The sequence below is a fragment of the Phytohabitans rumicis genome, from assembly GCF_011764445.1.
Classification (GTDB): Bacteria; Actinomycetota; Actinomycetes; order Mycobacteriales; family Micromonosporaceae; genus Phytohabitans; species Phytohabitans rumicis.
On record NZ_BLPG01000001.1, the window covers coordinates 2,368,071 to 2,390,625 of the forward strand.

Genomic DNA, 22,555 nt, shown 5'->3' on the forward strand with positions numbered 1-22,555 from the left:
CCCCAGTCAGCTGGCGGGCGTGATGTTGTTGTTGTTGCGGAAGAAGTTGCCCGGGTCGTACGTCGCTTTGATCTGGGCGAGGCGGGCCAGATTGCGGCCGAAGGCGGTGTCCACATTGGTGCTCGGTGCCTCGTCGGCCAGTCCCATGAAGTTGAGATAGACCTCGCCGGTGCCGAACCTGGCGACGTCGTCCCACGCCGAGCGGACCCAGGCGATCTTTTCGGCGTTCTGGGCCGGGTCGGGCCAGTGTCCGTCGATCGACACCATGAACGGCGCCCGCCGCTGCGCGAAAGCGGTCTCCTCCTCGCCGACGCGGGCAACGGCTCCGCCCATGTGCAGGAGGTTGACCAGGGTGAGCGGCGTGGGCCGGTGCCGTGCCTTGGCCGCGACGACGTCGATCGCCCCGTCGGTCAGGTCCGGCAGGTAGACAGACTTCCAGTACGCCTGAAACGCGGCGCGGGGGAAGAAGGCGTCGAAGTCCGACTGGATGACGGAGTACGGCATCGGTTGTGAGGCGTCGGCCAGCGGGGTGCCCAACTCGCGCAGGGGTTGCAGGGCGCGCATGCCCGCGTCGAGATCCTTTCCGGCGTATACGCCGGCGACGACGACGCACGGCTGGTCGTGGATCTCGGGTGGCAGCTCCGGCGCAGCCGGCATGGTGACGCAGACCAGTTCGGTGGTCACCTCGTCCGGGACCGTCGCCACGTGGTCCCGCCAGCGCCGGAGGACCTGCTCGGCCGCGTCCATCGGGTAGAAGACCGTGGCGGCCGCGACGATCGGCCCGAGCTCATGGAGCCGGAACGTGAACGAGGTGATGATGCCGAAGTTTCCGCCGCCGCCGCGGATCGCCCAGAACAGGTCGGGATTGGTGGCGGGTGACGCGGTCCGCAGCACCCCGTCGGCGCAGACGACCTTCGCGGACAGCACGTTGTCGCAGGAGAGCCCGTACTTGCGGCGCAGCCAGCCGTAGCCGCCGCCGAGGGTCAGGCCGGCGACGCCGGTATCGGAGACCACTCCACCCGGGGTGGCCAGGCCGAACGCCTGGGTTTCCCGGTCCACGTCGCCCCAGAGCGCGCCGCCCTGTACGTGCGCGACCCGTTCCTCGACGTCCACGTCCACGGCGCGCATCTGGGACAGGTCGATCAGGACGCCGCCCTCCTGGCTGGACAGGCCGGCGACCGAGTGCCCGCCGCCGCGTACCGTCACGGCGAGCTGGCGATCGCGGGCGAAGTTCACCGCGTCGATGACGTCTGCCGTGCCGCTGCACTCGATGGCGAGCGCGGGTTTTTCCTGGTGCATGGCGTTGAACACCGGGCGGACCTGGTCGAAGCCCGGGTCGCTCGCGGTCAGCACCTCGCCGCGCAGTTGCGCCCGGAACTGGTCGAGCACGTCGTCCGGAAGCTCTGTCCGCGTGCCGCTGAGCGTCGCCGTGGTGATGGTCATGATCGCGCTCCTCACCTGCCACTACCGACGCTACGCACGTCGTCGACGCGATGGCGGCGTTTCGCGTACACGAAGCGTGCGGGAGCTCCCTACGGGCCCCGCGCCGCGCGCGGGGCCCCAGGCCCCGTCAGGAGGACACGGCCGTCGTGATGCTGCACGGCGTGCCGCGGGTGACGCAGTTGATTGGCCAACTGTCGCCGAGGATGGCGATGCCGTAGCTGGCCGACTGGCCCGGGGCCAGCACGATCTGCCTCGCGTTCTCGAGGATGAAATGCGGGTCGGCCCTGGTGACGCGGATATCGAACGCGAAAAGCCCTTGGACGAGCTCTCCCGGGGGAAGGTCGAACTCCATCCGCCAGCCGTTTATTGGAGCGCTCGTATCGTTTGTGATCGTGAAGTTAAGGATGTACGAATGTGGGCCGAGTGGCCGCCGGCTCAGGGTCGCCGTGTCCGCGAAGGCCGCGCCAGGCGCGACCAGCACCGCTCCCCCGATAAGCAGAGCCAGCAGCCCGGCCAATGCGCCGAGCCGTGATCGCCACCGCATTGCGTTATTACGCACTTCTTCCTCCCCTAAGACGTATCCGGTGATTTGTTCCTGCGGACAGTCTGGTTGATGCGCCTGGAGGGAAACTCGATGAACACTGGATCGCCGCCGGTACCTTTCGTTGATGGCGGAGATCAAGGTCAGGCTCGACCACTGCGTGATCGCGGTGAGCGACTGGGAGCGGTCGACGAACTTCTACCGGGACGTGCTGGGAGCGGAGGTCGTCGACCACCCCGACGGTCGCGTCGCATACCGGTTCGGCGATCAGCAACTCAACGTCCACGGACCCGGTTTGGACATCGGCACGCTGGTGGCGAGCCCGCCGGTGGTGCCGGGCGGTAGCGATCTCTGCTTCGTGTGGCCGGGCACCGTCGAGGAAGCCATGGCCCGCCTACGCCACCACCGAGTGCCGGTGGAGCAGGGACCGGTCGTCCGCTGGGGCGGGCGCGGCCAGGGCACGAGTATCTACTTTCGCGACCCGGACGGTTCGCTGCTGGAACTGATCGTCTACGCGCCTAACGCCGCGGCGCGGACCCATCCGGCCGCGCCGGCGTGAACGGACCGGTGACGATCGCACGCCGGAAGTGCGGGCGGCCGTGGACCCGGCCCGGTCCTACGTCGTACGTGAATTGGTCGAGCACCCGCAGGTCGCGTACGCCGATGCGCACCGGGTGACGTACCTCGTAGAGCGCCGACCACGGACAGGAGTAGTAGCAGGTCCAGCCGCGCGGGGTGCGGTGGTGGACGATGCGGCCGGCGGCCAGTGCGCGGTCGATGTCCATCTTGATCGCCAAGGTCGCGGCCGGATTGGGATCGCTGCGCCACAGGCGCTCGATCGCCTGGACAGCTGCTGCGTCCGCCCGCCAGCGCGGGAGGCTGATCGGGTCGGTCAGGCACCACGGATCAAATCTGGCCCCGCCCGGCAGGAGCCCGGGATCGAGCAGCAGGGCGGAGCGCGGTGCGTGGTACCCGGCCAGGAGCTTGGGCATCGCCGCGAGCTGGCCGATATGAAACCACAGAGCCACCGTGCTGCGGGTCTTGTGGTCGATCAGGTCGTGTAGGCGCTCGTCGTCGTAGCCGGCCCGCAGGCCGGTGACATAGTCGGCTCCGGCCGCGGCCAGGGCGGCCAACTGCTGTACGCCGTCCACCGCCGGCTGAGCCTGCGGCGGCGCGTGTTCCTGGAGCGTGAACAGAGCCAGCTCGGCGTGGTGACGGATTGATTCGGCGGCGTGCAGCATCGCCTCCCGATGCTCCTGCGGGCAGCCGCGCATCACCGGGCCGACGGTCAGCGGTGCCGGCAGCGCCAGCTCGGCCGAGATGTCGTACCTGGGGTTGTTGCGCGCTTCCCGGGCCCGGATGGTCCAACCGTCCACAGCGGACAGCCAGTGCCATGCCTGGTTGAAGGTCACCGGAGGGACATACCCGACGGTGCCCGGGTTCGCGGCGTACGCGGAGTCCAGGATCGTCTCGCCGAGGGTCTGCAGCACCATCGCGCTCCATGCCGCCAGGATCTGGCTGTTGGCCGCGGCCGGCGCCGTCCACACCGTCGCGCCATCGGCGGACAGTTGGTCGCGGAGCCGCTCGGCCAGCATCCACTCCTGGTAGGCCACCCCGCCCGCCTGGCGCAGCGCCTCAAGAACCCGGGCGTCCTGCTCCCCGCCGAAACTGGCCCGGAGCCGCGCCATCAGGGTCGGCCGCAGCGGATCCGCCATCGTCCCCACCTCGATCCGCCGACCACGCTAGCGCACCCGCGCTCGCGCCCAGGACGGGAGCCAGACGGTCTCGGGGAGCGGTGTCAGGTTTCCGAAATGGTTGATGATCGCCCGCAGTCCCGGGTGCGGATCCGTTCTGCGGAAGATGAGCGAGAGCGGGTACGCGAGCGTCGGGTTCACGATCGGGATGCGGCGTAGGTCGTGGTTCGTCGGCCAGATGTACCGGTCGCGCGAGCCCACGAGGGTCGCCACGTCCGTGGAGTCCGCGAGGGCGTCGAGGAGTACCTCGTTGCCGAAGTTCGGGCCCGCGGCGTCGATGCGGAGATCGAAGTCGGTGGCGAGCTCGTCGTAGAACTCCGCCCATTCGCTTCGCGGCGCGATGCCCGGCACCCAGATCCGATGCTTGCGCAACTGGGGTGGTGTCAGTGTGCGCGCGGCGGCGAGCGGATGCCTGGGGCCGACGAGGAGTTCCAGCGGGGAGTCGAACGCGTGGATCATTTGCACGTCGCGCGGCAGCGTGGCCGGGTCGGTGACCGTGCGGAACGAGGCGTCGACATCGCCCGCCTGGACGGCGGCGACCGCCACGCGCGGGTCGTTGACCCGGAGGGTCACCACGTCGAGGTCGGTTTCGGGATGCGACCGCCAGTAGTCATGCAGGACGACGGCCTGCGCGGATCGCAGGCCGAGGACGTCGATCCGAAGGGCCCGTGACCCCGGTCTGATCGCGGTGATGGCGCGATCGACGCCCGTGACGATGCTCCGGGCGTGCGGAAGAAACGCCTGGCCGTCGAGGGTCAGCTCGACCCCGCGGGCGGTACGGGTGAACAAGCGGACGCCGACCTCGCGCTCGAGGGTGGCGATCCGCTTCGACACGGCCTGTTGCGTCACGCCGAGCTCGTCGGCCGCGTGTTGCAGCTGTCCGAGCTCGGCCGCGCGGACGAACGATCGCACTGCCTCGGAGTCCATCGACCCAGCATACGTACGCACAACTGAACGTTGTGGCTCGCCGAGGCCCGAGTTGTTTGTTTCTGCTCCGGTGCGGCTGATGCGATTTCGGGGACCCGAACATCGGTTGTGCGAGGGAGTCGTATGCGCGTGCAAATGGGACGCAGTTTCGGCTGGCTGTGGTCGGCCTACGCGGTCAGCACCTACGGCACGTGGATCGCCTTCGGCGCGTTCCCGCTCATCGCGGTTCGAGTGCTGCACTCGCCGGCGTTCGCCGTTTCGCTTCTGGGGGCGGCCGGGCTTGCGGTCGCGGCGATCGTTGCGTTCCCGCTCGGGCCGTGGATCGAGCACCGGGCCAAGCGTCCGGTGATGATCGCGATGGACCTGGTCCGGTTCCTCGCGATGGCGAGCGTTCCGATCGCGTACGTCCTCGGCGTGCTGTCCTACGGCCAACTGCTGGTCGTCTCGGTCGTCTCCGGGACCGCGAGCATCGCCTTCGCCGCCGCGTCCGGCGCGTATCTGAAATACCTCGTCCGCGGCGATCAGCTCCTTGTCGCGAACCGAAGATTCGAGGGTACGAGTTGGGTGGCGACCGCGGCGGGACCGCCCCTCGGCGGCGCGCTCATCGGGTTGCTCGGCCCGGTCGTCACCGTCCTGGCCGACGCCCTCAGCTACCTGCTGTCGGCGCTCGGGGTGCTCCGCATCCGCGGGGGCGATGTCGCGGCACCCCGCGACCCGGCCGCCAGGTGGCGCGGAGCCGACCTTCTGGCCGGCTGGCGGTTCATCCGCCGCGACCGCGCACTATGGCGCCTGTTCCTCAACTCAATCCTGGTCAGCGGCCTGATCATGGCCACCGTCCCGCTCCTGTCCGTGCTCCTGCTGGGCCAGTACCGGTTCCCGGCGTGGCAATACGGTCTTGCCTTCGGCGTCCCGGCACTCGGCGGCTTCGTGGGCGCCCGCCTCTGCGCACGCCTCGTGACCCGCTACGGCCGGCACCGGGTCATGGCCGTCTCCGGCTGGCTGCGCTCGCTCTTCCCGCTCGGTCTCGCGTTCATCCGGCCCGGCATCCCCGGACTCCTCACAGTGATCATCGTCGAGGGCCTGCTGATCACCTGCATGGGCGTCTTCAATCCGATCTACGCGACCGAACGCCTGCAACGGACTCCCGCGGACCATGCCGCCCGGGTCCTGACGACATGGAGTGTCAGCAGCAAGCTCCTCCAGGCCGCCCTGATGATGATCTGGGGCATCCTCGCCACACTCACCAGCCCGCTGGCCGCGATCACCATCTCCGGCGTCCTCCTGCTCGCCACCCCACTCCTGCTACCCGAACGGGTTAGGTCGCCATTGCGTCGCGTACGTTCCACAGTGCACCTGACCGATACGCTGAGCAGCGTGCCGCGACGCCCCGATGGAGGTGCTCGATGTATGCGCTGAGTGCGGCCGGAGTCGCGCTGGTCATGGCCATGACCGCCGCCGGTCCGACGGTTCTCCACGATCGGGTGGCGGTCGCAAGCGAGCGCGTGGTGGCCGCGCCGGCGCCGGACGCCCCGATCGGGGACGTGGATCTCACCGACGTTCCCATGGAGGGCACGGCGCTGCCGCCGCGCGCCGACGTGGCCGCGGCAAAGGCCAGGCAGCGGCGTGTCGGTGCGGCGGCCACGGCGGCCGCGGCAGCTCCCGTCACCGGATTCCGGACCACCGGGTTCACGCTGAGGGACGTGCCCGCGGCCCTGTTGCCGTACGCGAACGAGAAGATCACGCCGCGGGTCGACCCCGGCGTGCACGACGCGACCGGCGTGCGGATGTTCGTCGTCAACGGCCAGCTCTACAACCACCCGGTGGCCCAGGCGCAGTACGGGCTGATCAACATGAACGCCTACCGGTTGACCAAGGACCGGTTCTACCTCGATCGCGCCGGGCTCCAGGCGCAGCGGTTGATCGACACCCGGGTGGAGTCGGCCGGCGCGTGGTGGTACCCGTACGACTTCGACTTCGCCGTCCACGGCGACACCGCCCACCTGCTCACCGCGCCGTGGTACTCCGACATGGCGCAGGGGCAGGCGCTGAGCCTGTACGTGATGCTCTTCGAGGCCACCGGCGCCAGCGCGTGGAAGGCGGCCGCGGACGCCACGTTCCTGAGCCTGTCGCTCGACGTCGACCCGGCGCAGCCGTGGGGCAGCTGGGTCGACAGCTCCGGCAACCTGTGGCTGGAGGAGTATCCGCGCTTGCCCGCGGCGAACAGCGAGCGCGTGCTCAACGGCCACCTGTTCGCCGCGTTCGGCCTGTTCGACTACCACCGGATCACCGCTGCCCCGCGAGCCGCCGAGCTCTACGACGGCGCGTTGACGACCGTGCTGAACACCCTGCCGACCGGGTTCCGCCGCCCCAACTGGGCCAGCTTGTACTCGCTGTTCCACCGCATCCCGAGCCGCAACTACCACCAAGTGCACATCAGCGAACTGCTCGCCGTGCAACGCCAGACCTGGGACCTGCGCTTCGCCCGGTTCGCCGAGACGCTCCGGGCGGACTATCCCGCGCCGCGGTTCGACCGGACGCTGCGGTTCGCCGCCGGCGACCACACGTTCCGCACCTTCGACACCAGCGGTCGGATCACCGGCACCCGGTACGCCTCGTTCGGCCGCGCCACCGCGGCACCGGCCAGCCACCGGCAACGCATCGAGGGCCGCGGCATCTTCCTTCGCGTGTCCGCCGGGCCCTACCAGGGGTGGTGGGTCGCGGAGTCGCGGCCGGCTCGCTACCTCGTCGGTCCGCTCGTCGTGCTGTCGTACCTGCCGGGCCGGTGGCTCACCATTCTGCCGGGCGCGCACTCCTTCTACCGCTACGACGCGAACAGCAGGCCGACCGGTTCGCGTAACACCACGTTCGCGGCGCCGTCCGGGGCACCGTTCACCGCGTCGGCGATCGTCGACGGCAGGCTGGCCGTACGGGTGTCGGCGGGGCCGTACACGGGGTACTGGCTGCCGGTGACCTCGAAGGTCCAGCTCGACAGCGACCAGCGATAAAAGAAGTCGCGGTGGGATGTCGAGAACCCGAGTGCGGCTCCGTCCCCGAGGTGAACACGGCAACAATGGGCCGTACCGCATCAAGGGAGAACATGATGGCCAAGTACCTGCTGCTCAAGCACTACCGGGGCGCGCCGGCAGCGGTCAACGACGTGCCGATGGACCAGTGGACGCCGGAGGAGGTCTCGGCCCACATCCAGTACATGCGGGATTTCGCCACCCGGCTGGAGGGCACCGGCGAGTACGTCGGCGGTGAGGCGCTCTCCCCGGAGGGCACGTTCGTCCGCTACGACGGCGAGGGGCAGCCACCGGTCACCGACGGCCCGTTCGCGGAGACCAAGGACCTGATCGCCGGCTGGATGGTGATCGACGTCGAGACCTACGAGCGGGCGGTCGAGCTGGCCGGCGAGCTGTCCGCGGCTCCGGGTGCGGGTGGGAAGCCGATCCACGAGTGGCTCGAGGTGCGCCCCTTCCTGACCGCACCCCCGACCATCTCGGAGTGCCATGGTGGATGAGGCCCTGCTGCGCACCCTCACCCCCACAGTGATCGGGATCCTCGTCCGTCGCGGAGCTGACTTCGCGGCGGCCGAGGATGCCGTGCAGGACGCCCTGGTCGAGGCGGTGCGCGTGTGGCCGGGCGGCCCGCCGCGGGACCCGCAGGGCTGGCTGGTCACCGTGGCCTGGCGGAAGTTCCTCGACGCCACCCGCGCCGATACCTCCCGGCAGCGGCGCGAGGTGCTCGTCGAGGCCGAGCCCGTGGCCGGTCCGGGCGAGGCGGTGGACGACACGCTCCAGCTGTACTTCCTGTGCGCGCACCCGTCCCTGACACCGGCCTCGGCCGTCGCACTCACGCTGCGCGCGGTCGGCGGCCTGACCACGCGGCAGATCGCGCAGGCGTACCTCGTGCCGGAGGCGACCATGGCCCAGCGCATCAGCCGGGCCAAGCGGACCGTCTCCGGCGTCCAGTTCAACCAGCCCGGTGACGTCGCCACCGTGCTGCGCGTGCTCTACCTGGTCTTCAACGAGGGCTACTCCGGCGACGTCGACCTCGCCGCCGAGGCGATCCGGCTCACCCGCCAACTGGCGGCCAAGATCAACCATGCGGAGGTCGCGGGCCTGCTCTCGCTCATGCTGCTCCACCACGCCCGGCGCCCGGCACGGACCGGGCCCGACGGCAGGCTCGTGCCCCTCGCCGAGCAGGACCGCGGCCGGTGGAACACCCGCCTGATCGCCGAGGGCGTCGACGTGCTCCAGATCGCCCTCGCCAGCGACCGCCTGGGTGAGTTCCAGGCCCAGGCGGCCATCGCCGCGCTGCACGCCGACGCCCGGAAGGCCGAGGAGACCGACTGGGTGCAGATCGTCGAGTGGTACGACGAACTGGTGCGCCTCACCGACAGCCCGGTGGCCCGCCTCAACCGGGCCGTCGCGGTCGGCGAGGCCGACGGCCCGCGGGCCGGCCTGGCCGCCCTGGCGGAGCTCGATCCCGCCCTGCCCCGCTACACCGCCGTCGCGGCGTACCTGCACGAGCGTGACGGTGACCTCGTCACCGCCGCGCGGCTCTACGCCGAAGCCGCCCGGTCGGCGCCCAACCTCCCCGAACGCGAGCACCTCACGCGACAGGCCGCCCGGCTCAATTTGCTGAAGTAGCAAGCTTCTTTGTCGGGATCGGAGGTCCTGGAGAAGGCTGGTGGGCATGAGCGCACATGAACACCAACTCGCCGGGGACCACGCCGACCTGTTCGAGCCACCGGGTTGGGACGAGCGGTATTCCGGCCAGGAGAAGGTGTGGAGCGGGAACCCCAATCCACAACTGGTCGCGGAGGCGGCCGGACTGCGGCCGGGCACCGCGTTGGACGTCGGCTGCGGCGAGGGCGGTGACGTGATCTGGCTGGCTCGCCATGGTTGGACGGTCACCGGCGCCGACTTCTCCGCCAACGGTCTGGCACGTGCCGCCCGGCATGCCGAGCAGGCCGGGGTCGCCGACCGCGTCGACTGGTGGCAGGTCGACGCGCGGACCTTCGCGGCGGACGGACGCTCCTACGACCTGGTCACCACCCACTACCTGCACCCGCCGGAGGGCGGGATGGTGCAGGTGGCCGGCCGGTTGGCCGAGGCTGTCGCGGCCGGTGGCCACCTGCTCATCGTTGGTCACGCGCCGTCGGAGGCGTTCACCCAGCTGTCCGCGAGCCAGCACCGGGCGATGTTCCTCGCCGAGCAGTTGCTGCCCGCCCTGCCGGACGGCTTCGACGCCATCGTGGTCGAGCAACGGCCGCGAACGGTGATCCGTGGCGGCGTAACGGTCGACATTCAGGACTCCATACTGCTCGCCCGCCGCACCTCCTAGTCCGGGGTTACTTGGGCACGATCCGGAACGACACGAACCTGGGCCGGTAGATGCTCGGGTCGCGGTAGTGATCACCTTCCGCGGAGACCCGACTGTCCATGCTGTTGACGTTGTAGGACAGGGTCCATCGGTCGCCGACCCGCAGCCCGGATGGACGTGCGCGTTGTAGCCGATGATGTCGCCGTCCCAATAGCTGCCGTACGGGCCGGGCTCAGGCATGCGGTACACCAGGTCGTGATCCACCCAGTAGCCGAACGGTCCATACGGCGAGCAGCTGTGCCAGATGCGGATCTTCCCGCTGAACGCCTCGGTGCTGTCCTGGCTGATCAGCACGAATCCGCCATTCCACGGTGTCACGCTGTATTCGTTGGCGATGCCGGTGAGGGAGGTGGTCCCGTCCCGCTCGTCGCGCACCCAGTAGCCCTCGGCCGTGTCGAAGAACTGCCAGTCCTCGACCTTGCTCAGGTCGCTCCCCTTGACCCGGGCGACGCGCATCTTCTTGTTGATGGGGGCGTCGGATACACCATAGATGTAGGTGTATCCGTCGCCGCTCCTGCTGGCTTCGAGCAGGGCGGAGCCCCAGGCCACCCGCGCCGCGGACGGCAACTGGTCGACGCGTTCCGGCTCGGTGAGGTCGTCGAGCGAGAAGGTGGCGACGACGTTCCGGTTGAATTCCCAGTCCCAGGCGCCGAGGCCGAACCGTCGATACTCGTAGTACATGACCTGGAGCTTCTGCTCGCCGCCCACGTTGGCGAGCATCCCGTCGCCCGCCCAGTACCAGTGGTTCTCCGCGGCGGGTGGCATGATCGCGGTGGGTGCGGCCTTGGTGCCGCCCGTGATCGTGGTGAGGCTGTCACCGTTCTGGATGACGAATGTGCTGTTGACGAACCCCGCGCTCGTCGGTCGTGTGCCGTCCGAGTTGAGCGGCCCCAGGAAGGTGTCCGAGAAGATCCACAGGCGTCGGCCGTCGGGCAGCGTGACGGAGTAGGTGGAGTCGCCCCGGTCCAGCCGTCCGGCGTGTTCTCGGCGTAGTTGTTGAACAGGTCCTGCGGTGCCGCCTTCGTTTCGACCTCCTCGATCTCGGGAAGGGCGCTGTTCTCGCACTGCGGGTATTCGATGGGTGTGATCGGGCCGGTCGGGAAGGCGTCCGTGCGCCCGTACGGCTTTCCGTCCGCGGTCAGCACGTCGACGTAGAACTTGTCCTGCTCGATGATTCGCCGCTCGTTGTAGAACTTGTTGAGGTGCTCTCCGCCCACCCGGTTGTGGCTCGTGTCGATCACGTCGACCGAGAAGTGGGACGTGCCGTCGCCGCCGATCGACGACCCCTGCCAGGTCGACTGGAACGGGTACTCGTCGCACTGCTTCGTGTTGTTCTGGCTGTAGCCCCTGCCCCAGTATCGCTGGCAGAACCGGCGGGACTTGTCGTTGTTCGCCTTCTTCGTGGTCTCGTCGGTGAGGCGTTCCAGCGGGCTGCCGCTGTTGCGTGAGCCGGGAATGGACTTGCCCGCCATCGGCAGCGGAAGCGTCGTGTTCGGCTGATTCTGTGCCCGCCACACGTGAGCCGCTTCCTGGGCGACGTCGGGCGTGGCCTTGAGCCAGAACTGCTCGATGACGTCGGGGTAGACACACCCGTAGTAGCTGACCTTCGAGGAGGAGTCGCAGCGGAACCCGCTCTCCGGGCCCATGATCCAGCTCTCGTACCCGATCGGGTTGTCGAGGATGTTCGCCTTGATCATGAAGTCGCCGTACGCGATCCGGTCGGCGCCATCGACGTTGCCGGCCGGCAGCACGAACGTGAAGTAGGTGCTGCCCGCGAGCATCCATTGGGTGAGGGTCGCTGTGTCGCCGTCCTCGGTGACGTCGCACGAGGTGCCCGCGGTCGAGCTGGAGCAGGTCCCGTTGAGCTTGAGCCTGCGGTCCATCCTGGGCGCGCCGGTGACGACCGGCTCGTCCAGCAGGACCCACACCCGCGTCTTGCGGTCGTCGGTGCTGTGCGAGCCCTGATGCCCCATCCCTTGTACGGACAGGCGGAACACGATCGAGCCCTGGACCTTGCACGATCCGTTGCTACAGAGCACGTCCTCGATGGTCAGGTAGCCCAGGCTGCACCAGGTGAAGTGGTTGAGCGTGACTTGACCGCCGAGACCGGCCCCGAAGGCGCCCCAGCACTCGGTCATGTTGACGAAGTCGGTCGCCTGTACGCGGTCCTCCAGCGTGGCCAGGTAATCCGTACGCAGCTTGGCTCGCTGTGGTGTCTCCGGCGTTATCCGTCTCTTCTCCTTGTCCGACTTCGGCGCCCGCGGTGTTTTCGGCAGTGCCTTTCCTTCGGGCGTGGTGACGGTCAGCCTGGTGTAGGACTGCTTCTCGGCCGGTGCCGCGGCGGCCGGTGATGCCGGCGCCAGCAGAACGACGGCCGCGACGATCGCCGCCGCAACGGATCTCGATGCTCGCAACAGCGCTGCCTTTCGAACGTGGACTCCCCAGTCCCCCGGTCCGATGCCTGGCCAGGGGGCGAAGGGACCGTATCGATGAGCGCTGAAGCAGTACTGAAACTCCGCTGAACATCGCTAGCCGTGCCATGAGCGCCACAGGGCGGCGTAGGTGCCGCCGGCGCGTACCAGTTCGTCGTGGCTGCCGAGTTCGGCGATCCGGCCGTCTTCGAGTACGGCGACCCGGTCGGCGTCGTGTGCGGTGTTGAGCCGGTGCGCGATGGCCACGACGGTGCGCCCCTCCAGGACCGCGGCGAGCGCGCGTTCGGTACGGCGGGCGGTTGTCGGGTCGAGCGCGGCGGTGGCCTCGTCGAGGATCAGCGTGTGCGGGTCGGCGAGCACGAGGCGTGCCAGTGCGAGCTGCTGCGCCTGCGCCGCGTTGAGTTCCAGGGCGCCGTCGCCGAGTTGCGTGTCGAGCCCTTCGGGAAGGTCGGTGGACCAGTCCACGCCCACCGCGGCCAGCGCGGAGCGCATCTGCTCGTCGGCCGCGCCCGGCGCGGCCAGAGCCAGGTTGTCACGAAGCGAGCCCATGAAGACGTGGTGCTCCTGGGTGACGAGCGCGATCCGGCGGCGACGCTCGGCCGGGTCGAGGTCGGTGACCGGGCAGCCGCCAACGCTGACCGTGCCTTCGCGCGGTGCGTCGATGCCGGCGAGCAGCCGGGCGAGCGTCGACTTGCCGGCGCCGGACGGGCCAACGATGGCTAGCCGCTCGCCGGGATACACCTCCAGGTCGATGCCGTGCAGCACGTCAACGCCCTCCGGGTAGGCGAACCGCGCACCGTGCACGACGAGCCGCTCGCCGCGTGGTTCGGACGTCGCGCCACGCGGCTGCGGCGGCACCAGACCGACGCCCAGCACGCGGGCGAAAGAGGCGATGCCGCGCTGCCCTGCTCGATCCATTGCAGCAGCCGGTCGAGCGGCTCGATCGCACGCTGGAGGTACAGCGCGGCGGCGACCACCTCGCCGAGCGAGAACCAGCCGTCGGCCAGGAAGAAGCCGCCGAGCAGCAGGACAGCGGCGATGGGAAGCGCATAGCTCGCTTCGATCACCGGAAAGAACACCGACCGCAGCGCGAGCGTGGCCCGCCGGGTCGCCCACACCTGGCCGATGCGCTCTGTGCCGTACCCGATGCGCTCGCCGCGCAGGCCGAGCGCTTCGACGGTGCGTGCGCCCTCGGCGGTCGTGGTGAGCGCGTCCGTGAGCTCCGCGGTCGCGGCGCCCTCGGCGAGGTACGCGGCGCTGGCTCGACGCAGGTACCAGCGGGCGACCGCGACGATCGACGGGAGGCCAACCAGCGCCGCCAGGCCGAGCATGGGATGCAGCAGGAAGATCGCCCCAAATAGCAGAGCCAGCTCGGCCGACGCGAGCACGATGATCGGCAGCACGTCCCGGACGGTGGTGCCCACCGTGCCCACGTCGACCGAGCTGCGCGTGGCCAGGTCGCCGGTGCCGGCGTGCTCGACCACGGACACGGGAAGCCGGAGTGTCTGCCGGACGAACTGTTCCCGTAGCCGCGCGACGGCCCGCTCGCCGAAGCGGTGGCCGGCGTACTGCGCGTACCGGGTCACCAGCCCTGTACGAGCACGCATCCGCCGATGGCCAACGCCAGCCGGTCGACCGTGCCGACGTCCGCGCCGGCCGACACCTCGTCGACGATGCGACCGACCAGCCACGGTGTCGCGAGGCCGGCGATCGCGGCAGCGCTTTGCAGGATCAGCACGATCGCGACCGCGCGACGGTCACGGGCGATCAGGCCGAGCGTGGCATGGCGTACGGCGGCCCGATCCGCGACCGGGAGCTGCTTCATCGCCGCACCCTGCCGTGGCCCGCTTCGTCTTCGATGTCGGCGTCCCGCGCCACCAATGCCCGGTAGCTCGGGTCTTGTTCGAGCAGCTCGGCATGGCGTCCGGCGGCGAGGACCCGCCCGTCGCGTACGTGCGCCACCGTGTCGGCGCAGCCAAGCAGCAACGGCGACGTGGAGATGACGACCGTGGTATGGCCGGCCCGCGCGTCACGCAGTCGCTGCCCGATGCGCGCCTCGGTGTGCGCGTCGACCGCGGAGGTCGGGTCGACCAGAATCAGCACGTCGGGTTCGGCCAGCAAGGCTCGCGCCAGGCGTACCCGCTGCCGCTGGCCGCCGGAGAGGGTGCGGGCGCGCGCGGTGACCGAGGTGGCCAATCCGTCGGGCAGCGCGTCGACGACGTCCTCGGCGGACGCGGCCCGCATCGCCGACCGGATCTCGGCATCGCCGACGCCGTCCCGGATCCGCAAGATCTCGCGCAGCGTGCCCGCGAAAAGGTAGGAGTCGTGGTCGGCGACGAGGATCCGGGCCCGCACCTCGTCGAGCGCCATCTCCCTGATCGGAACGCCACCCCAGGTGACGTCGCTGCGGATGAACCGCCCGAGCCGGTCACCGAGCGCGGTCGCCTCGGCCGGGTCGTCGGCCGCCACGCCGACCAGCCGGCCGGCGGGCACCAGCAGCCCGCTGCCGGGATCGTGGAGGTCGGCGGGACGCGCCGGAACGGGCCGGGTGCCGGGGCCACCGGCGTCGTCCGGCGTCAGGCTCAGCAGGGTGACGATCCGCCGGGCGGCGACCCGACCGCGAATCATCTGGTAGGCGCTTTCCAACAGGAACCAGACCGGCACGATCAGCACCGTCACATAGCCGTACACGGCCACCATCTGCCCGATCGTGATGTCGCCCTGCACCGCCATCCGGGCCGCGAGCCACACCACGGCTGAGAGGAACAGCCCAGGTATCACGATCGCCAGCGCGTCGATCCAGCTCCGGACCGCGCCGACCCGATAACCCAGGGCCAGCAACTGCTCGGAGTGAGCCGCATACCGCCGGGCGAACAGGCCCCGCCCGCCAACGCCGGCGAGCACCCGCAGCCCCGCCACGATGTCGCCCGCCCGGGCTGTCAGCGCGCCCTGCTGTCGCCGGTAAACATGCTCGGCACTCTCCAGGCGGCGCAACAGCGGCCCGACGAGGACCGCCATCGCCGGCACTCCGAGCAGCACACACAGCGCGAGGAACGGGGACACCGACCACAGCAGGACGGCGACGACCGCGTACGCGAGGACGGCGCCCACGCCCGGCCCGGTCATCGTCAGTACCGCCGACACATTCCCGATGTCGGCGCCGCCCACGGTGGCGATCTCGCCCGCGGCCAGCTTGCGCGGCAGCACGGCGCCGATGCGGGACAGCTGACGCAGCAGGACACCGGCGGACCTGGCGGTCGCGTCTTCCCGGACGAACGTCATCGTGCGGTGCCGCATGATGCCCAGGTACGCCAGCCCGAACCCGGCGACCGTGATCGCACCCACCCACAGCGCCAAGGCCCGCCGGTCGTGCGCACGAAGCCCATCGTCGATGGCCCGGGAGATCAGGTATGGCCGCACCGACAGCCCGATCATCCACGCCGTGCCGATCAGGCTGCCGCGCAGCACGCGCACCGGCTGGCTGCGGACCAACCACCACATGTACCGCATCGGCCCCTGGTATCCGGACAGCCAGGATCCGGATGAGGGAGCTTCAGCGGCATGAGCGACAGGCTACCGATCGCCCAGACGCGGATAAATCCAATATTCCGGCCCCTGCCGGCCGGGGCGGGTTGTGGACCGCGGAGGGTGCGGCCGCGGGAGCAACGGCCCGGACCACGACGGGCATCGCGGCAGCTCAACATCTTTTCGATTTCCTCACCCACCACCTATCGTGGCGATACGTACCTTTCCACGGGATTTGGGTGGGTGGCAGTGGGTGATCAAGCGCAGTCCGGTTGGGATCGGCGCCTGACGAAGCAGCGGCTCGAGCTCGTCGCTACGGTGATCCTCGCCGTGGCGGCGCTGGCCACGACGTTCAGCGGCTACCAGGCGTCGCTGTGGGACGGCATCCAGTCGACCGACTACTCGAAGGCGTCGGCGCTGCGAACCGAGGCCGCGCAGAAGCACACCGAGGCGAACCAACTGCGCCTGGCCGATCTGAGCGTCTTTGAGAGCTACCTGGAGGCGCAGGCCATCGGCGCCGATGAACTGGCTCGGTTCTACCGGGTGCGATTCCGGGAGGAGTTCGAGATCGCGTTCAACGCGTGGGAGTCGCTGCAGCCACGGACCAACCCCGACGCGCCGCCGAGCCCGCTGGCCATGCCGGACTACCAGTTGGCTGTCGAACAGCAGGCGCGTGACCTGACGGCGCGGGCGGAGTCCACCTTCGCCGCCGGCCAGGACGCGAACTCGTATTCGGATGCCTTTACGCTCGCGACGCTGTTCTTCGCGGCCGTGCTGTTCTTCGCCGCCGTCTCCGAACGGTTCTCCCACCGGCCATACCGGGCGGTGCTCTTGGGGATCGCGGCCCTCGGCCTCATCGGCGGGGCGATCATCACGGCCAGCCAGCCGCTGACCACCGGCTGAGCGCTATTCGAATCGCGATGGATCGCCGGCGCCGACGCGTACGATCTGCGGCTCGTCCTGGGACAGGTCGACGACGGTGGTGGGCTCGGTCCCGCAGTCGCCGGAGTCGATCACGGCGTCGATCTCGTGTTCGAGTCGCTGCTTGATCTGCTGGCCGTTCGTCATGGGGTCGTCCTCCCCGGGCAGCAGCAGGGTGCTGGACAGCATCGGTTCGCCGAGTTCGGCCAGTAGTGCCTGCGCGACGCGGTGGTCGGGAATACGCACGCCGACCGTGCGCTTGCGCGGGTGCATCAGCCGACGCGGCACGTCCCGGGTCGCCGGCAGCACGAACGTGTACGGGCCGGGTGTGGCGGCCTTGATCAGCCGGAACATCGAGTTAGTAATCTTGACGAGCTGGCCGAGTTGGGCGAAGTCCCGGCAGACGAGCGTGAAATGGTGGCTCGGGTCGAGCTTGCGGATGTCGCGGATGCGCTCCAGGCTGGCCGTGTTGCCCATTTGGCAGCCGAGAGCGAAGCACGAGTCCGTCGGATATGCGATCAGCCCGCCCGCGCGCACCACGTCGACGACCTGCCGGATCGAACGCGGCTGCGGGTTGTCCGGATGCACCTCGAAATAGGTCGCCACCGGGTGAGCGTAGTTCGCACCTTGGGGCGACAAAATGCGGTTACGCCTTTCGCGCCTCCCGCATGCCTTTGGCCGCCAGTTGATCAGCACGCTCGTTCTCCGGATGGCCGGCGTGGCCCTTGACCCAGTGCCACTCCACCTGATGCCGGCCGACCGCGGCGTCCAGGCGCCGCCACAGGTCGGCGTTCTTGACCGGCTGCTTGCCCGTGGTCTGCCAGCCGTTCTGCTTCCAGCGCAGGACCCACTTCGTGATGCCGTCCCGCACATAGGTGCTGTCGGTGTGTACCCGAACCACCGAAGGCCGGGTCAGACTCTCCAGCGCCACGATCGGGGCCATCAGCTCCATCCGGTTGTTGGTTGTCGCGGTCGCCTCACCACCGCAGAGTTCCTTCTCGTACGCGCCGTACCGCAGCAGCGCGCCCCAACCGCCCGGCCCCGGATTTCCGCTGCACGCGCCGTCGGTGTAGATGTCCACCGCCCGAGGCCGGTCATCACGCGGCATGGAGTTCGGCTTTTAGGTCGGCTGGGCATTCCCAGAGTGCGCGGGTGAGGCGTGCGTTGCTCCCGCTCCACGTCATCGTGAGGCGGCAGGCGCCGTCACGGGTGTCGAGCGCGACCATGGGTTTGACCGATTGGCTCAGCCCCTTCAGTCCGAACAGGGCGATCGGTTCGGCCGCGGGCCGGCGGGCCGTCTGCCGCTCGTCCTGCCAGACCTGGTACGCGGCGGCCAGCCGCCAAGGTGCGCAGGTTCGCAACTGCTCGTACAGCGTCTTGACCCAGGTGTCGGTGTATCGGGCGTACTGATAGCTGATCGGATAGCCGTCGAGTAGCGCGGCGAGACGGGTGTCGACGTCGACGCCGCACCGGGTGAGCGCGTCTGCCAGCGCGTGCCGGTCGAGCAGGGCGAGGATGGGGCGCGCCTGGTCGGCGTCCGGTACCTGCCACCGTTGCTCGGCGGTGACGTCGCGGTGGGCCGTGCTCCACAGCCACGGCAGCCGATCCCACCGATGGTCCTGGTTCGCACCGATCAACGCCTCGACGCTGACCGCGAGCTCGTCGCCGTCCGCCCGCACGGCGAGCCACGGTCCACGCTTGCTCAGGCCAGCCTGGTACCCGGTGAGCGCGACAACGGCGCTCTTGGCGTAGCGGCCGAACCTGTCGCGGGGAAAGTGGAAGCAGAGCTGGGCCTGGTCCAGCTCGGCCAGGTGCCGGGCGAGGGCCCGACTCTGCTGCGGCGGGACCGCCGAGGCGTCCACCGCCAGCCGGACCCGGGCGGCCGCGGCCGCCGAGCGGCGGGCCTCGACCTGACGGGCGAGCTCCGCCTGCCTGCGGGCCGGGTCGGCACGGGGCGCGGTGGCGCGCAGCATGTCCCGATACCCGTGCCACAGCCGGATCGCGTCGACCACCGCCTCCGGCTCCCGGACCAGTCGCCGCGGCGCCCAGACGGCAGGCGGATTCCCGGGGCCATCGCCGCGCCCTTCCAGGGTGCTGACCTCGAAGACGACCTCGCCGTCGATGTCGTACTCCAGCTCCACGTCGCGCACCCAGGTATCGCCGTCTCGGCGCGCGGCCACCACGGTGACCTGCATCCGCCCGTGTCGGCCGCGTCGCGGACGGAAAGGCCGGTCAGCCCATCAGGTATCGCGCCGTAGAGGTCGTAGTACGGCACCAGCACGCCGAAAGCGGCCTCGATGCCCAGCTCGCGCAATCGGGCGGACACCCCGGCCAGCAGAAGCTCACGACGCGTACGGAATCGGTCGAGCGGCTGCGACACGCGCGCAATCCTGCCACAGCACCCGTCTCGCACGCGGTAGGGCATGATCACCCGGTGCCGAAATCCCGTTGCGACCTGCTGCGTTGGCAATTCGACATGACCTGGTCGCTGTTCGAGTACCACCTCGAGCGGCTGGCACCGGCCGATGTGCTCTGGGAACCCGCCGCGCACTGCTGGACGGTACGACCGGGTGCCGAGGGCGGATGGACGCCGGACTGGGCGGACGCCGAGCCCGACCCTGTCCCCGTCCCGACGATCGGCTGGATCACCTGGCACATCGGCTGGTGGTGGAGCGTCACGATCGACCACGCCCAGGGGCGGACCCCGCGGGAACGCACCGACATCCACTGGCCCGGGGACGGCATCAGGACCGTGGCGTGGCTGCGTGACCTGCGTACCGAGTGGTTGGCGGTGCTCGGCCGGCTCAGCGACGCCGACCTCGATGAGACCGCGCCGTTCCCGTGGCAGGACGACCCCGAACACACCGTCGCCCACATGATCGCCTGGGTGAACGCCGAGCTGATGAAGAACTGCGCCGAGATCGGCCAACTCCGGTTGCTACGGATCGCGCGCGGGTAGCCGTACACGTCGCCCACAAGGCGGTCTCTCGCGGCCGGCAACCGCGTTCTGGTCGAGCACGAGCGGCGCGGCGGCCGTGTCGCGATGTGATCGTGGCGAGGAACTGCCCCTCCAGAGCGTGGCGCGCAATTCGTTGTCGGCGCGGTCGACAAGGCGTCGAGCGAGCACGTTGCGCCTCTTGATCTTTCTTGGTGGGGCAGGGCGGGATTTTGAGGGCGGAAATGCCCGACATAACCGGACGCAAGATCCCGGTTCGGCCCACCAAGTGAGATCAAACGGCTCCGTGGGGATCAGCTTGACAAGCCGCGATCATGAATTGCGCGCCAGGCTCTCCAAGGGCAGAAATTCGCCACAGACGACCCGAGCAGCCACCGCCGCCGGGCTCGGCGTTGCTCTGGCGACTGCCTCGTTGGTGGCGCTACGCCCCGCCCCAGTAGGGGACCCCTACGGGGCGTCGCGACGTGAGTAGGGCGCCCCTATACCTGTCCGGACGGGCATAGGGGCACCCCACTCACGCCGCTCGCCCCAGGAGGGCCCCTACGTCGATCAAGGACTTTCGCGTGGATCAAGGGCCGACGGCCGCCTGTGCCGGGTGTGGGAGGTGCTCGTGCTCGCCGTGGTCAGGGCCGGAAGCTGGCTCGGTAATCCGTGGGTGTACGTGCGGTCAGCTGTCGGAACGCGGCGTTGAAGGCTGACAGCGAGGTGTAGCCGACCATGAATGCGATCTTGGTGATCGGTGTGTCGCCCGCAGCGAGTTCTTCGATCGCGCGTAGCACCCGCATGCGGCGCAGGACTGCCCGCCATGTCATGCCGGTCTCGTCCTCGAAACGCCGCGCCAGCGACCGCGGTGCCAGGCCCACCTCGTCCGCCACGTCCTCGAAGCTGATCTGGCTGCCGAGCCGCTGCGCGGTCAGGTGCAGGGCTCGGCGTAGTTCCGGTGACCGCCCGGCCGGCACGACGACTGGACTCGGCTGCTCGGCCAGCCGCCAGGTCACCGCGGCGAGGGCCGCGAACAGCGTCTCGGCGTACGCCGTGAGGGGTTCGTCGCTGTCGCCCCACGCGCCGCACTCGCTCACCAGTACGCGCGCCAAGGGGGTGAGGTCGAACACGGTCAACGGCGCGGGCGGGCCCGGCGTGAACCCGGTATCGAACAGGACCGATGCGGTGGTGACCGGCTGCGGGATGCTCACCTGGATCGCCCGGCCCGCCTCGATCAGGGCGGCCCGTGCCGGCGGCAGCAGCCATGCCTGGCCCTGCGCTTCCAGCCGCAGGACGCCGGCTGAGGCGCAGAGCAGGTAGTGCCGGTCCACATTGAGAACGCGGGCCGGCTCCCGCGCGAAGGTGCGGACGAAGCTGTACGCCTTCCGGGTCATCGACGGCCTCGCACCACCCGATCGTAGGAGCCGCCGTGCCGCCGCTCAGGCAAGGGTCTCCCGCAGCTCCGCGTGAAAGCGCCGGCTCACCGGCGCCCCGATCATCATCGGCCGAAGCACCTCGCCGGAGCGGGCGAAGGAATCCGACTGCTGGTAGCCGACGAACGACTCCTCATCGTCCCACTCGTGGATCACGCCAACCCTGTTCTCGTCCTCGCGGTCGGCGTAAACCCGGAAGGCGACATTGCCCGGCATCGCACGCACCTGCTCACGTTCCCCGTCGAGCTGGGCCAGGGCAGCCGGCCGGTCGGCAGCAGCGGTACTGAAGTCGAGAATCACGATAAACACAGGGACCTCCTGGAACGCGCGGCGATCGCCGCTGACCGAATACCCCGATCCTCACGCCGCGCCTACCCGGCCAACCTCCCTGAGCCGGACGCGTTCACGCTTCCAACGGACACACCCGCCCGGCACCGGAGGAACCTGCGCTACGCGGGCACCCAGTCGAGGCCGCCCACCTCGTTCACCTCAGCCCGGTAGCCGCCGCACGGCTGGCCGCTGTCCAGCGCCCGCGCGGTCTGCTCCAGCAGCGTCGCCAGCGAGTCCGGCTCACCCTCGAAATGCATGCCGTCTTCGTGGCTGTGCAGGCCAACCCGGCCACCGCCCTCGGGGCGCTGGTCGACCACCAGTACGTCACCGCCGAAGTCCTGCGCGAACGGGACGAACTTGGCGTGCCACCACCAGCCCGGCTGGTCGCCCGCCCGCTCGATGATGCCGCACCGGGTACGCCAGTCCTGCCGCACCTCGTCCAGGGACATCAGCCCGTACATCGGCGGCAGCTGGAACACCGTGGACAAGTTGGTCGTGCGCGCCCCGTCATGCCGGCGCAACGACGCGACCAGATCGGCGGGGAAGCCGACCGACATCGCCGCCTCGGCGGCCCGTACCCGACGCGCCGAGGCCGGCGCCTTCAGCGTTGCCAGCGTGGCGGGCGCGTGCGCGCGGAGCCACCGCTCGATGCGGTCCCACGCCCGGTTGACCCGCGCGGTGACATCCGGCTGGCCGGTGGCGCGCGGCGGCTCCGGCGGGCGGCCGGTCGGGCAGAGCGCGCCCGGCGGGTGCGGCGTACGCGGCGGTTCACTGTGGACGTACGTGGGTATCGCCGTCGGCAGCGCAGGCCGCGGCCGGGTGGTCAGCTCGACCCGGACCTCGGGCCCGCCGGTCTGACAGCCGGCGGCCACGATGGCGAGGACAGCGAGGACGGCGATCAGGGTGACCCGGCGCACCGGGTC

Annotated in this window: 19 protein-coding genes and 3 pseudogenes; 8 read left to right on the plus strand and 14 right to left on the minus strand. The window is 69.8% G+C overall.

All coding sequences use genetic code 11. The annotated features are described in order from the left end of the window. Positions 1-6: 6 nt before the first annotated feature. Positions 7-1,443 (minus strand): FAD-binding oxidoreductase, encoded by a 1,437-nt coding sequence (locus Prum_RS10080; protein ID WP_173075870.1) that lies wholly within the window; start codon positions 1,441-1,443, stop codon positions 7-9. A 127-nt stretch (positions 1,444-1,570) separates the two neighbouring features. Continuing rightward, positions 1,571-2,002, minus strand: coding sequence for a cellulose binding domain-containing protein (locus tag Prum_RS10085; RefSeq protein WP_173075872.1), 432 nt, complete (start codon positions 2,000-2,002; stop codon positions 1,571-1,573). A gap of 109 nt (positions 2,003-2,111) precedes the next feature. Here Prum_RS10085 and Prum_RS10090 point away from each other — a divergent pair, with 109 nt between their 5' ends. After that, positions 2,112-2,543 carry a VOC family protein gene (locus tag Prum_RS10090; protein WP_173075874.1) on the plus strand — a complete coding sequence of 144 codons (432 nt, stop codon included), beginning with the start codon at positions 2,112-2,114 and terminating at the stop codon, positions 2,541-2,543. Here the strand turns inward: Prum_RS10090 and Prum_RS10095 are convergent. After that, a complete protein-coding gene (locus tag Prum_RS10095; RefSeq protein ID WP_173075876.1) occupies positions 2,503-3,699 on the minus strand; it encodes a hypothetical protein in 1,197 nt (398 codons plus the stop codon). The two genes, Prum_RS10090 and Prum_RS10095, sit on opposite strands and share 41 nt — an antisense overlap. 27 nt (positions 3,700-3,726) lie before the next feature. Beyond that, on the minus strand, positions 3,727-4,665 hold the full coding sequence (locus Prum_RS10100) for a LysR family transcriptional regulator (protein WP_173075878.1): 939 nt from the start codon (positions 4,663-4,665) through the stop codon (positions 3,727-3,729). A 123-nt stretch (positions 4,666-4,788) separates the two neighbouring features. On the opposite strand from Prum_RS10100, the gene Prum_RS10105 reads away from it, so the two are divergent. The 5 genes from Prum_RS10105 to Prum_RS10125 all read left to right on the plus strand — a co-directional run bounded on the left by Prum_RS10105 (position 4,789) and on the right by Prum_RS10125 (position 10,014). Next, positions 4,789-6,081: an MFS transporter gene (locus tag Prum_RS10105; RefSeq protein WP_173075879.1), complete on the plus strand. Its 1,293-nt coding sequence runs from the start codon at positions 4,789-4,791 to the stop codon at positions 6,079-6,081. Further along, positions 6,069-7,670: a D-glucuronyl C5-epimerase family protein gene (locus tag Prum_RS10110; protein WP_173075881.1), complete on the plus strand. Its 1,602-nt coding sequence runs from the start codon at positions 6,069-6,071 to the stop codon at positions 7,668-7,670. Before Prum_RS10105 ends, Prum_RS10110 begins: the two co-directional genes overlap by 13 nt. A 95-nt stretch (positions 7,671-7,765) precedes the next feature. Next, positions 7,766-8,185, plus strand: coding sequence for a YciI family protein (locus Prum_RS10115; protein WP_173075883.1), 420 nt, complete (start codon positions 7,766-7,768; stop codon positions 8,183-8,185). Then, on the plus strand, positions 8,178-9,317 hold the full coding sequence (locus Prum_RS10120; protein WP_173083608.1) for an RNA polymerase sigma factor: 1,140 nt from the start codon (positions 8,178-8,180) through the stop codon (positions 9,315-9,317). The genes Prum_RS10115 and Prum_RS10120 overlap by 8 nt, the downstream gene beginning before the upstream one ends. Positions 9,318-9,363: 46 nt before the next feature. Beyond that, entirely contained in the window at positions 9,364-10,014 is a 651-nt protein-coding gene (locus Prum_RS10125) for a class I SAM-dependent methyltransferase (RefSeq protein ID WP_173075885.1), read from the plus strand. A gap of 204 nt (positions 10,015-10,218) precedes the next feature. Here the strand turns inward: Prum_RS10125 and Prum_RS55870 are convergent. The 4 genes and pseudogenes from Prum_RS55870 to Prum_RS10145 form a co-directional block, all read right to left on the minus strand. Beyond that, positions 10,219-11,373 (minus strand): annotated as a pseudogene (locus Prum_RS55870) (DUF5005 domain-containing protein); the annotation flags it as partial. After that, a pseudogene (locus Prum_RS55875) lies at positions 11,262-12,191 on the minus strand (hypothetical protein); the annotation flags it as partial. The pseudogenes Prum_RS55875 and Prum_RS55870, both read right to left, overlap by 112 nt. 390 nt (positions 12,192-12,581) lie before the next feature. Beyond that, positions 12,582-14,310 (minus strand): annotated as a pseudogene (locus Prum_RS10140) (ABC transporter ATP-binding protein). Next, positions 14,307-15,995 (minus strand): ABC transporter ATP-binding protein, encoded by a 1,689-nt coding sequence (locus Prum_RS10145; protein ID WP_246277788.1) that lies wholly within the window; start codon positions 15,993-15,995, stop codon positions 14,307-14,309. The pseudogene Prum_RS10140 and the gene Prum_RS10145 overlap by 4 nt, the downstream one beginning before the upstream one ends. 264 nt (positions 15,996-16,259) lie before the next feature. Between Prum_RS10145 and Prum_RS10150 the strand changes: the two genes are divergently transcribed. Next, positions 16,260-16,913: a hypothetical protein gene (locus tag Prum_RS10150; protein WP_173075891.1), complete on the plus strand. Its 654-nt coding sequence runs from the start codon at positions 16,260-16,262 to the stop codon at positions 16,911-16,913. A 3-nt stretch (positions 16,914-16,916) separates the two neighbouring features. On the opposite strand, the gene Prum_RS10155 is transcribed toward Prum_RS10150, so the two are convergent. Genes Prum_RS10155 through Prum_RS10165 form a run of 3 tightly spaced genes read right to left on the minus strand, consistent with a single transcriptional unit; the run spans position 16,917 to position 19,111 of the window. Continuing rightward, a complete protein-coding gene (locus tag Prum_RS10155; RefSeq protein WP_173075893.1) occupies positions 16,917-17,537 on the minus strand; it encodes an L-threonylcarbamoyladenylate synthase in 621 nt (206 codons plus the stop codon). A gap of 40 nt (positions 17,538-17,577) precedes the next feature. After that, positions 17,578-18,039: a ribonuclease HI gene (gene rnhA, locus Prum_RS10160; protein ID WP_173075895.1), complete on the minus strand. Its 462-nt coding sequence runs from the start codon at positions 18,037-18,039 to the stop codon at positions 17,578-17,580. Then, positions 18,029-19,111 (minus strand): hypothetical protein, encoded by a 1,083-nt coding sequence (locus Prum_RS10165; RefSeq protein ID WP_173075897.1) that lies wholly within the window; start codon positions 19,109-19,111, stop codon positions 18,029-18,031. The genes rnhA and Prum_RS10165 overlap by 11 nt, the downstream gene beginning before the upstream one ends. Positions 19,112-19,365: 254 nt before the next feature. Between Prum_RS10165 and Prum_RS10170 the strand changes: the two genes are divergently transcribed. Continuing rightward, positions 19,366-19,890 (plus strand): DinB family protein, encoded by a 525-nt coding sequence (locus Prum_RS10170; protein ID WP_246277789.1) that lies wholly within the window; start codon positions 19,366-19,368, stop codon positions 19,888-19,890. Between the two features lie 620 nt (positions 19,891-20,510). Here the strand turns inward: Prum_RS10170 and Prum_RS10175 are convergent. The 3 genes from Prum_RS10175 to Prum_RS10185 form a co-directional block, all read right to left on the minus strand. Further along, entirely contained in the window at positions 20,511-21,263 is a 753-nt protein-coding gene (locus Prum_RS10175) for an AraC family transcriptional regulator (protein ID WP_173075899.1), read from the minus strand. Between the two features lie 45 nt (positions 21,264-21,308). Continuing rightward, the gene (locus Prum_RS10180) at positions 21,309-21,602 is read right to left on the minus strand and encodes a putative quinol monooxygenase (protein WP_246277790.1); all 294 of its coding nucleotides are present in this window, start codon (positions 21,600-21,602) and stop codon (positions 21,309-21,311) included. Positions 21,603-21,751: 149 nt separating this feature from the next. Then, positions 21,752-22,549, minus strand: coding sequence for an SMI1/KNR4 family protein (locus Prum_RS10185; RefSeq protein ID WP_173075903.1), 798 nt, complete (start codon positions 22,547-22,549; stop codon positions 21,752-21,754). Positions 22,550-22,555 lie beyond the last annotated feature (6 nt).

What these genes read in the sequence shown, in the direction of transcription:
- Prum_RS10125 (WP_173075885.1), top strand. Translation starts at nt 9,364, where the DNA reads ATGAGCGCACATGAACACCAACTCGCCGGGGACCACGCCGACCTGTTC.
- Prum_RS10175 (WP_173075899.1), bottom strand. Translation starts at nt 21,263, where the DNA reads ATGACCCGGAAGGCGTACAGCTTCGTCCGCACCTTCGCGCGGGAGCCG.
- Prum_RS10145 (WP_246277788.1), bottom strand. Translation starts at nt 15,995, where the DNA reads ATGCGGTACATGTGGTGGTTGGTCCGCAGCCAGCCGGTGCGCGTGCTG.
- Prum_RS10115 (WP_173075883.1), top strand. Translation starts at nt 7,766, where the DNA reads ATGGCCAAGTACCTGCTGCTCAAGCACTACCGGGGCGCGCCGGCAGCG.
- Prum_RS10090 (WP_173075874.1), top strand. Translation starts at nt 2,112, where the DNA reads ATGGCGGAGATCAAGGTCAGGCTCGACCACTGCGTGATCGCGGTGAGC.
- Prum_RS10110 (WP_173075881.1), top strand. Translation starts at nt 6,069, where the DNA reads ATGTATGCGCTGAGTGCGGCCGGAGTCGCGCTGGTCATGGCCATGACC.
- Prum_RS10100 (WP_173075878.1), bottom strand. Translation starts at nt 4,665, where the DNA reads ATGGACTCCGAGGCAGTGCGATCGTTCGTCCGCGCGGCCGAGCTCGGA.
- Prum_RS10105 (WP_173075879.1), top strand. Translation starts at nt 4,789, where the DNA reads ATGCGCGTGCAAATGGGACGCAGTTTCGGCTGGCTGTGGTCGGCCTAC.
- Prum_RS10080 (WP_173075870.1), bottom strand. Translation starts at nt 1,443, where the DNA reads ATGACCATCACCACGGCGACGCTCAGCGGCACGCGGACAGAGCTTCCG.
- rnhA (WP_173075895.1), bottom strand. Translation starts at nt 18,039, where the DNA reads ATGCCGCGTGATGACCGGCCTCGGGCGGTGGACATCTACACCGACGGC.
- Prum_RS10095 (WP_173075876.1), bottom strand. Translation starts at nt 3,699, where the DNA reads ATGGCGGATCCGCTGCGGCCGACCCTGATGGCGCGGCTCCGGGCCAGT.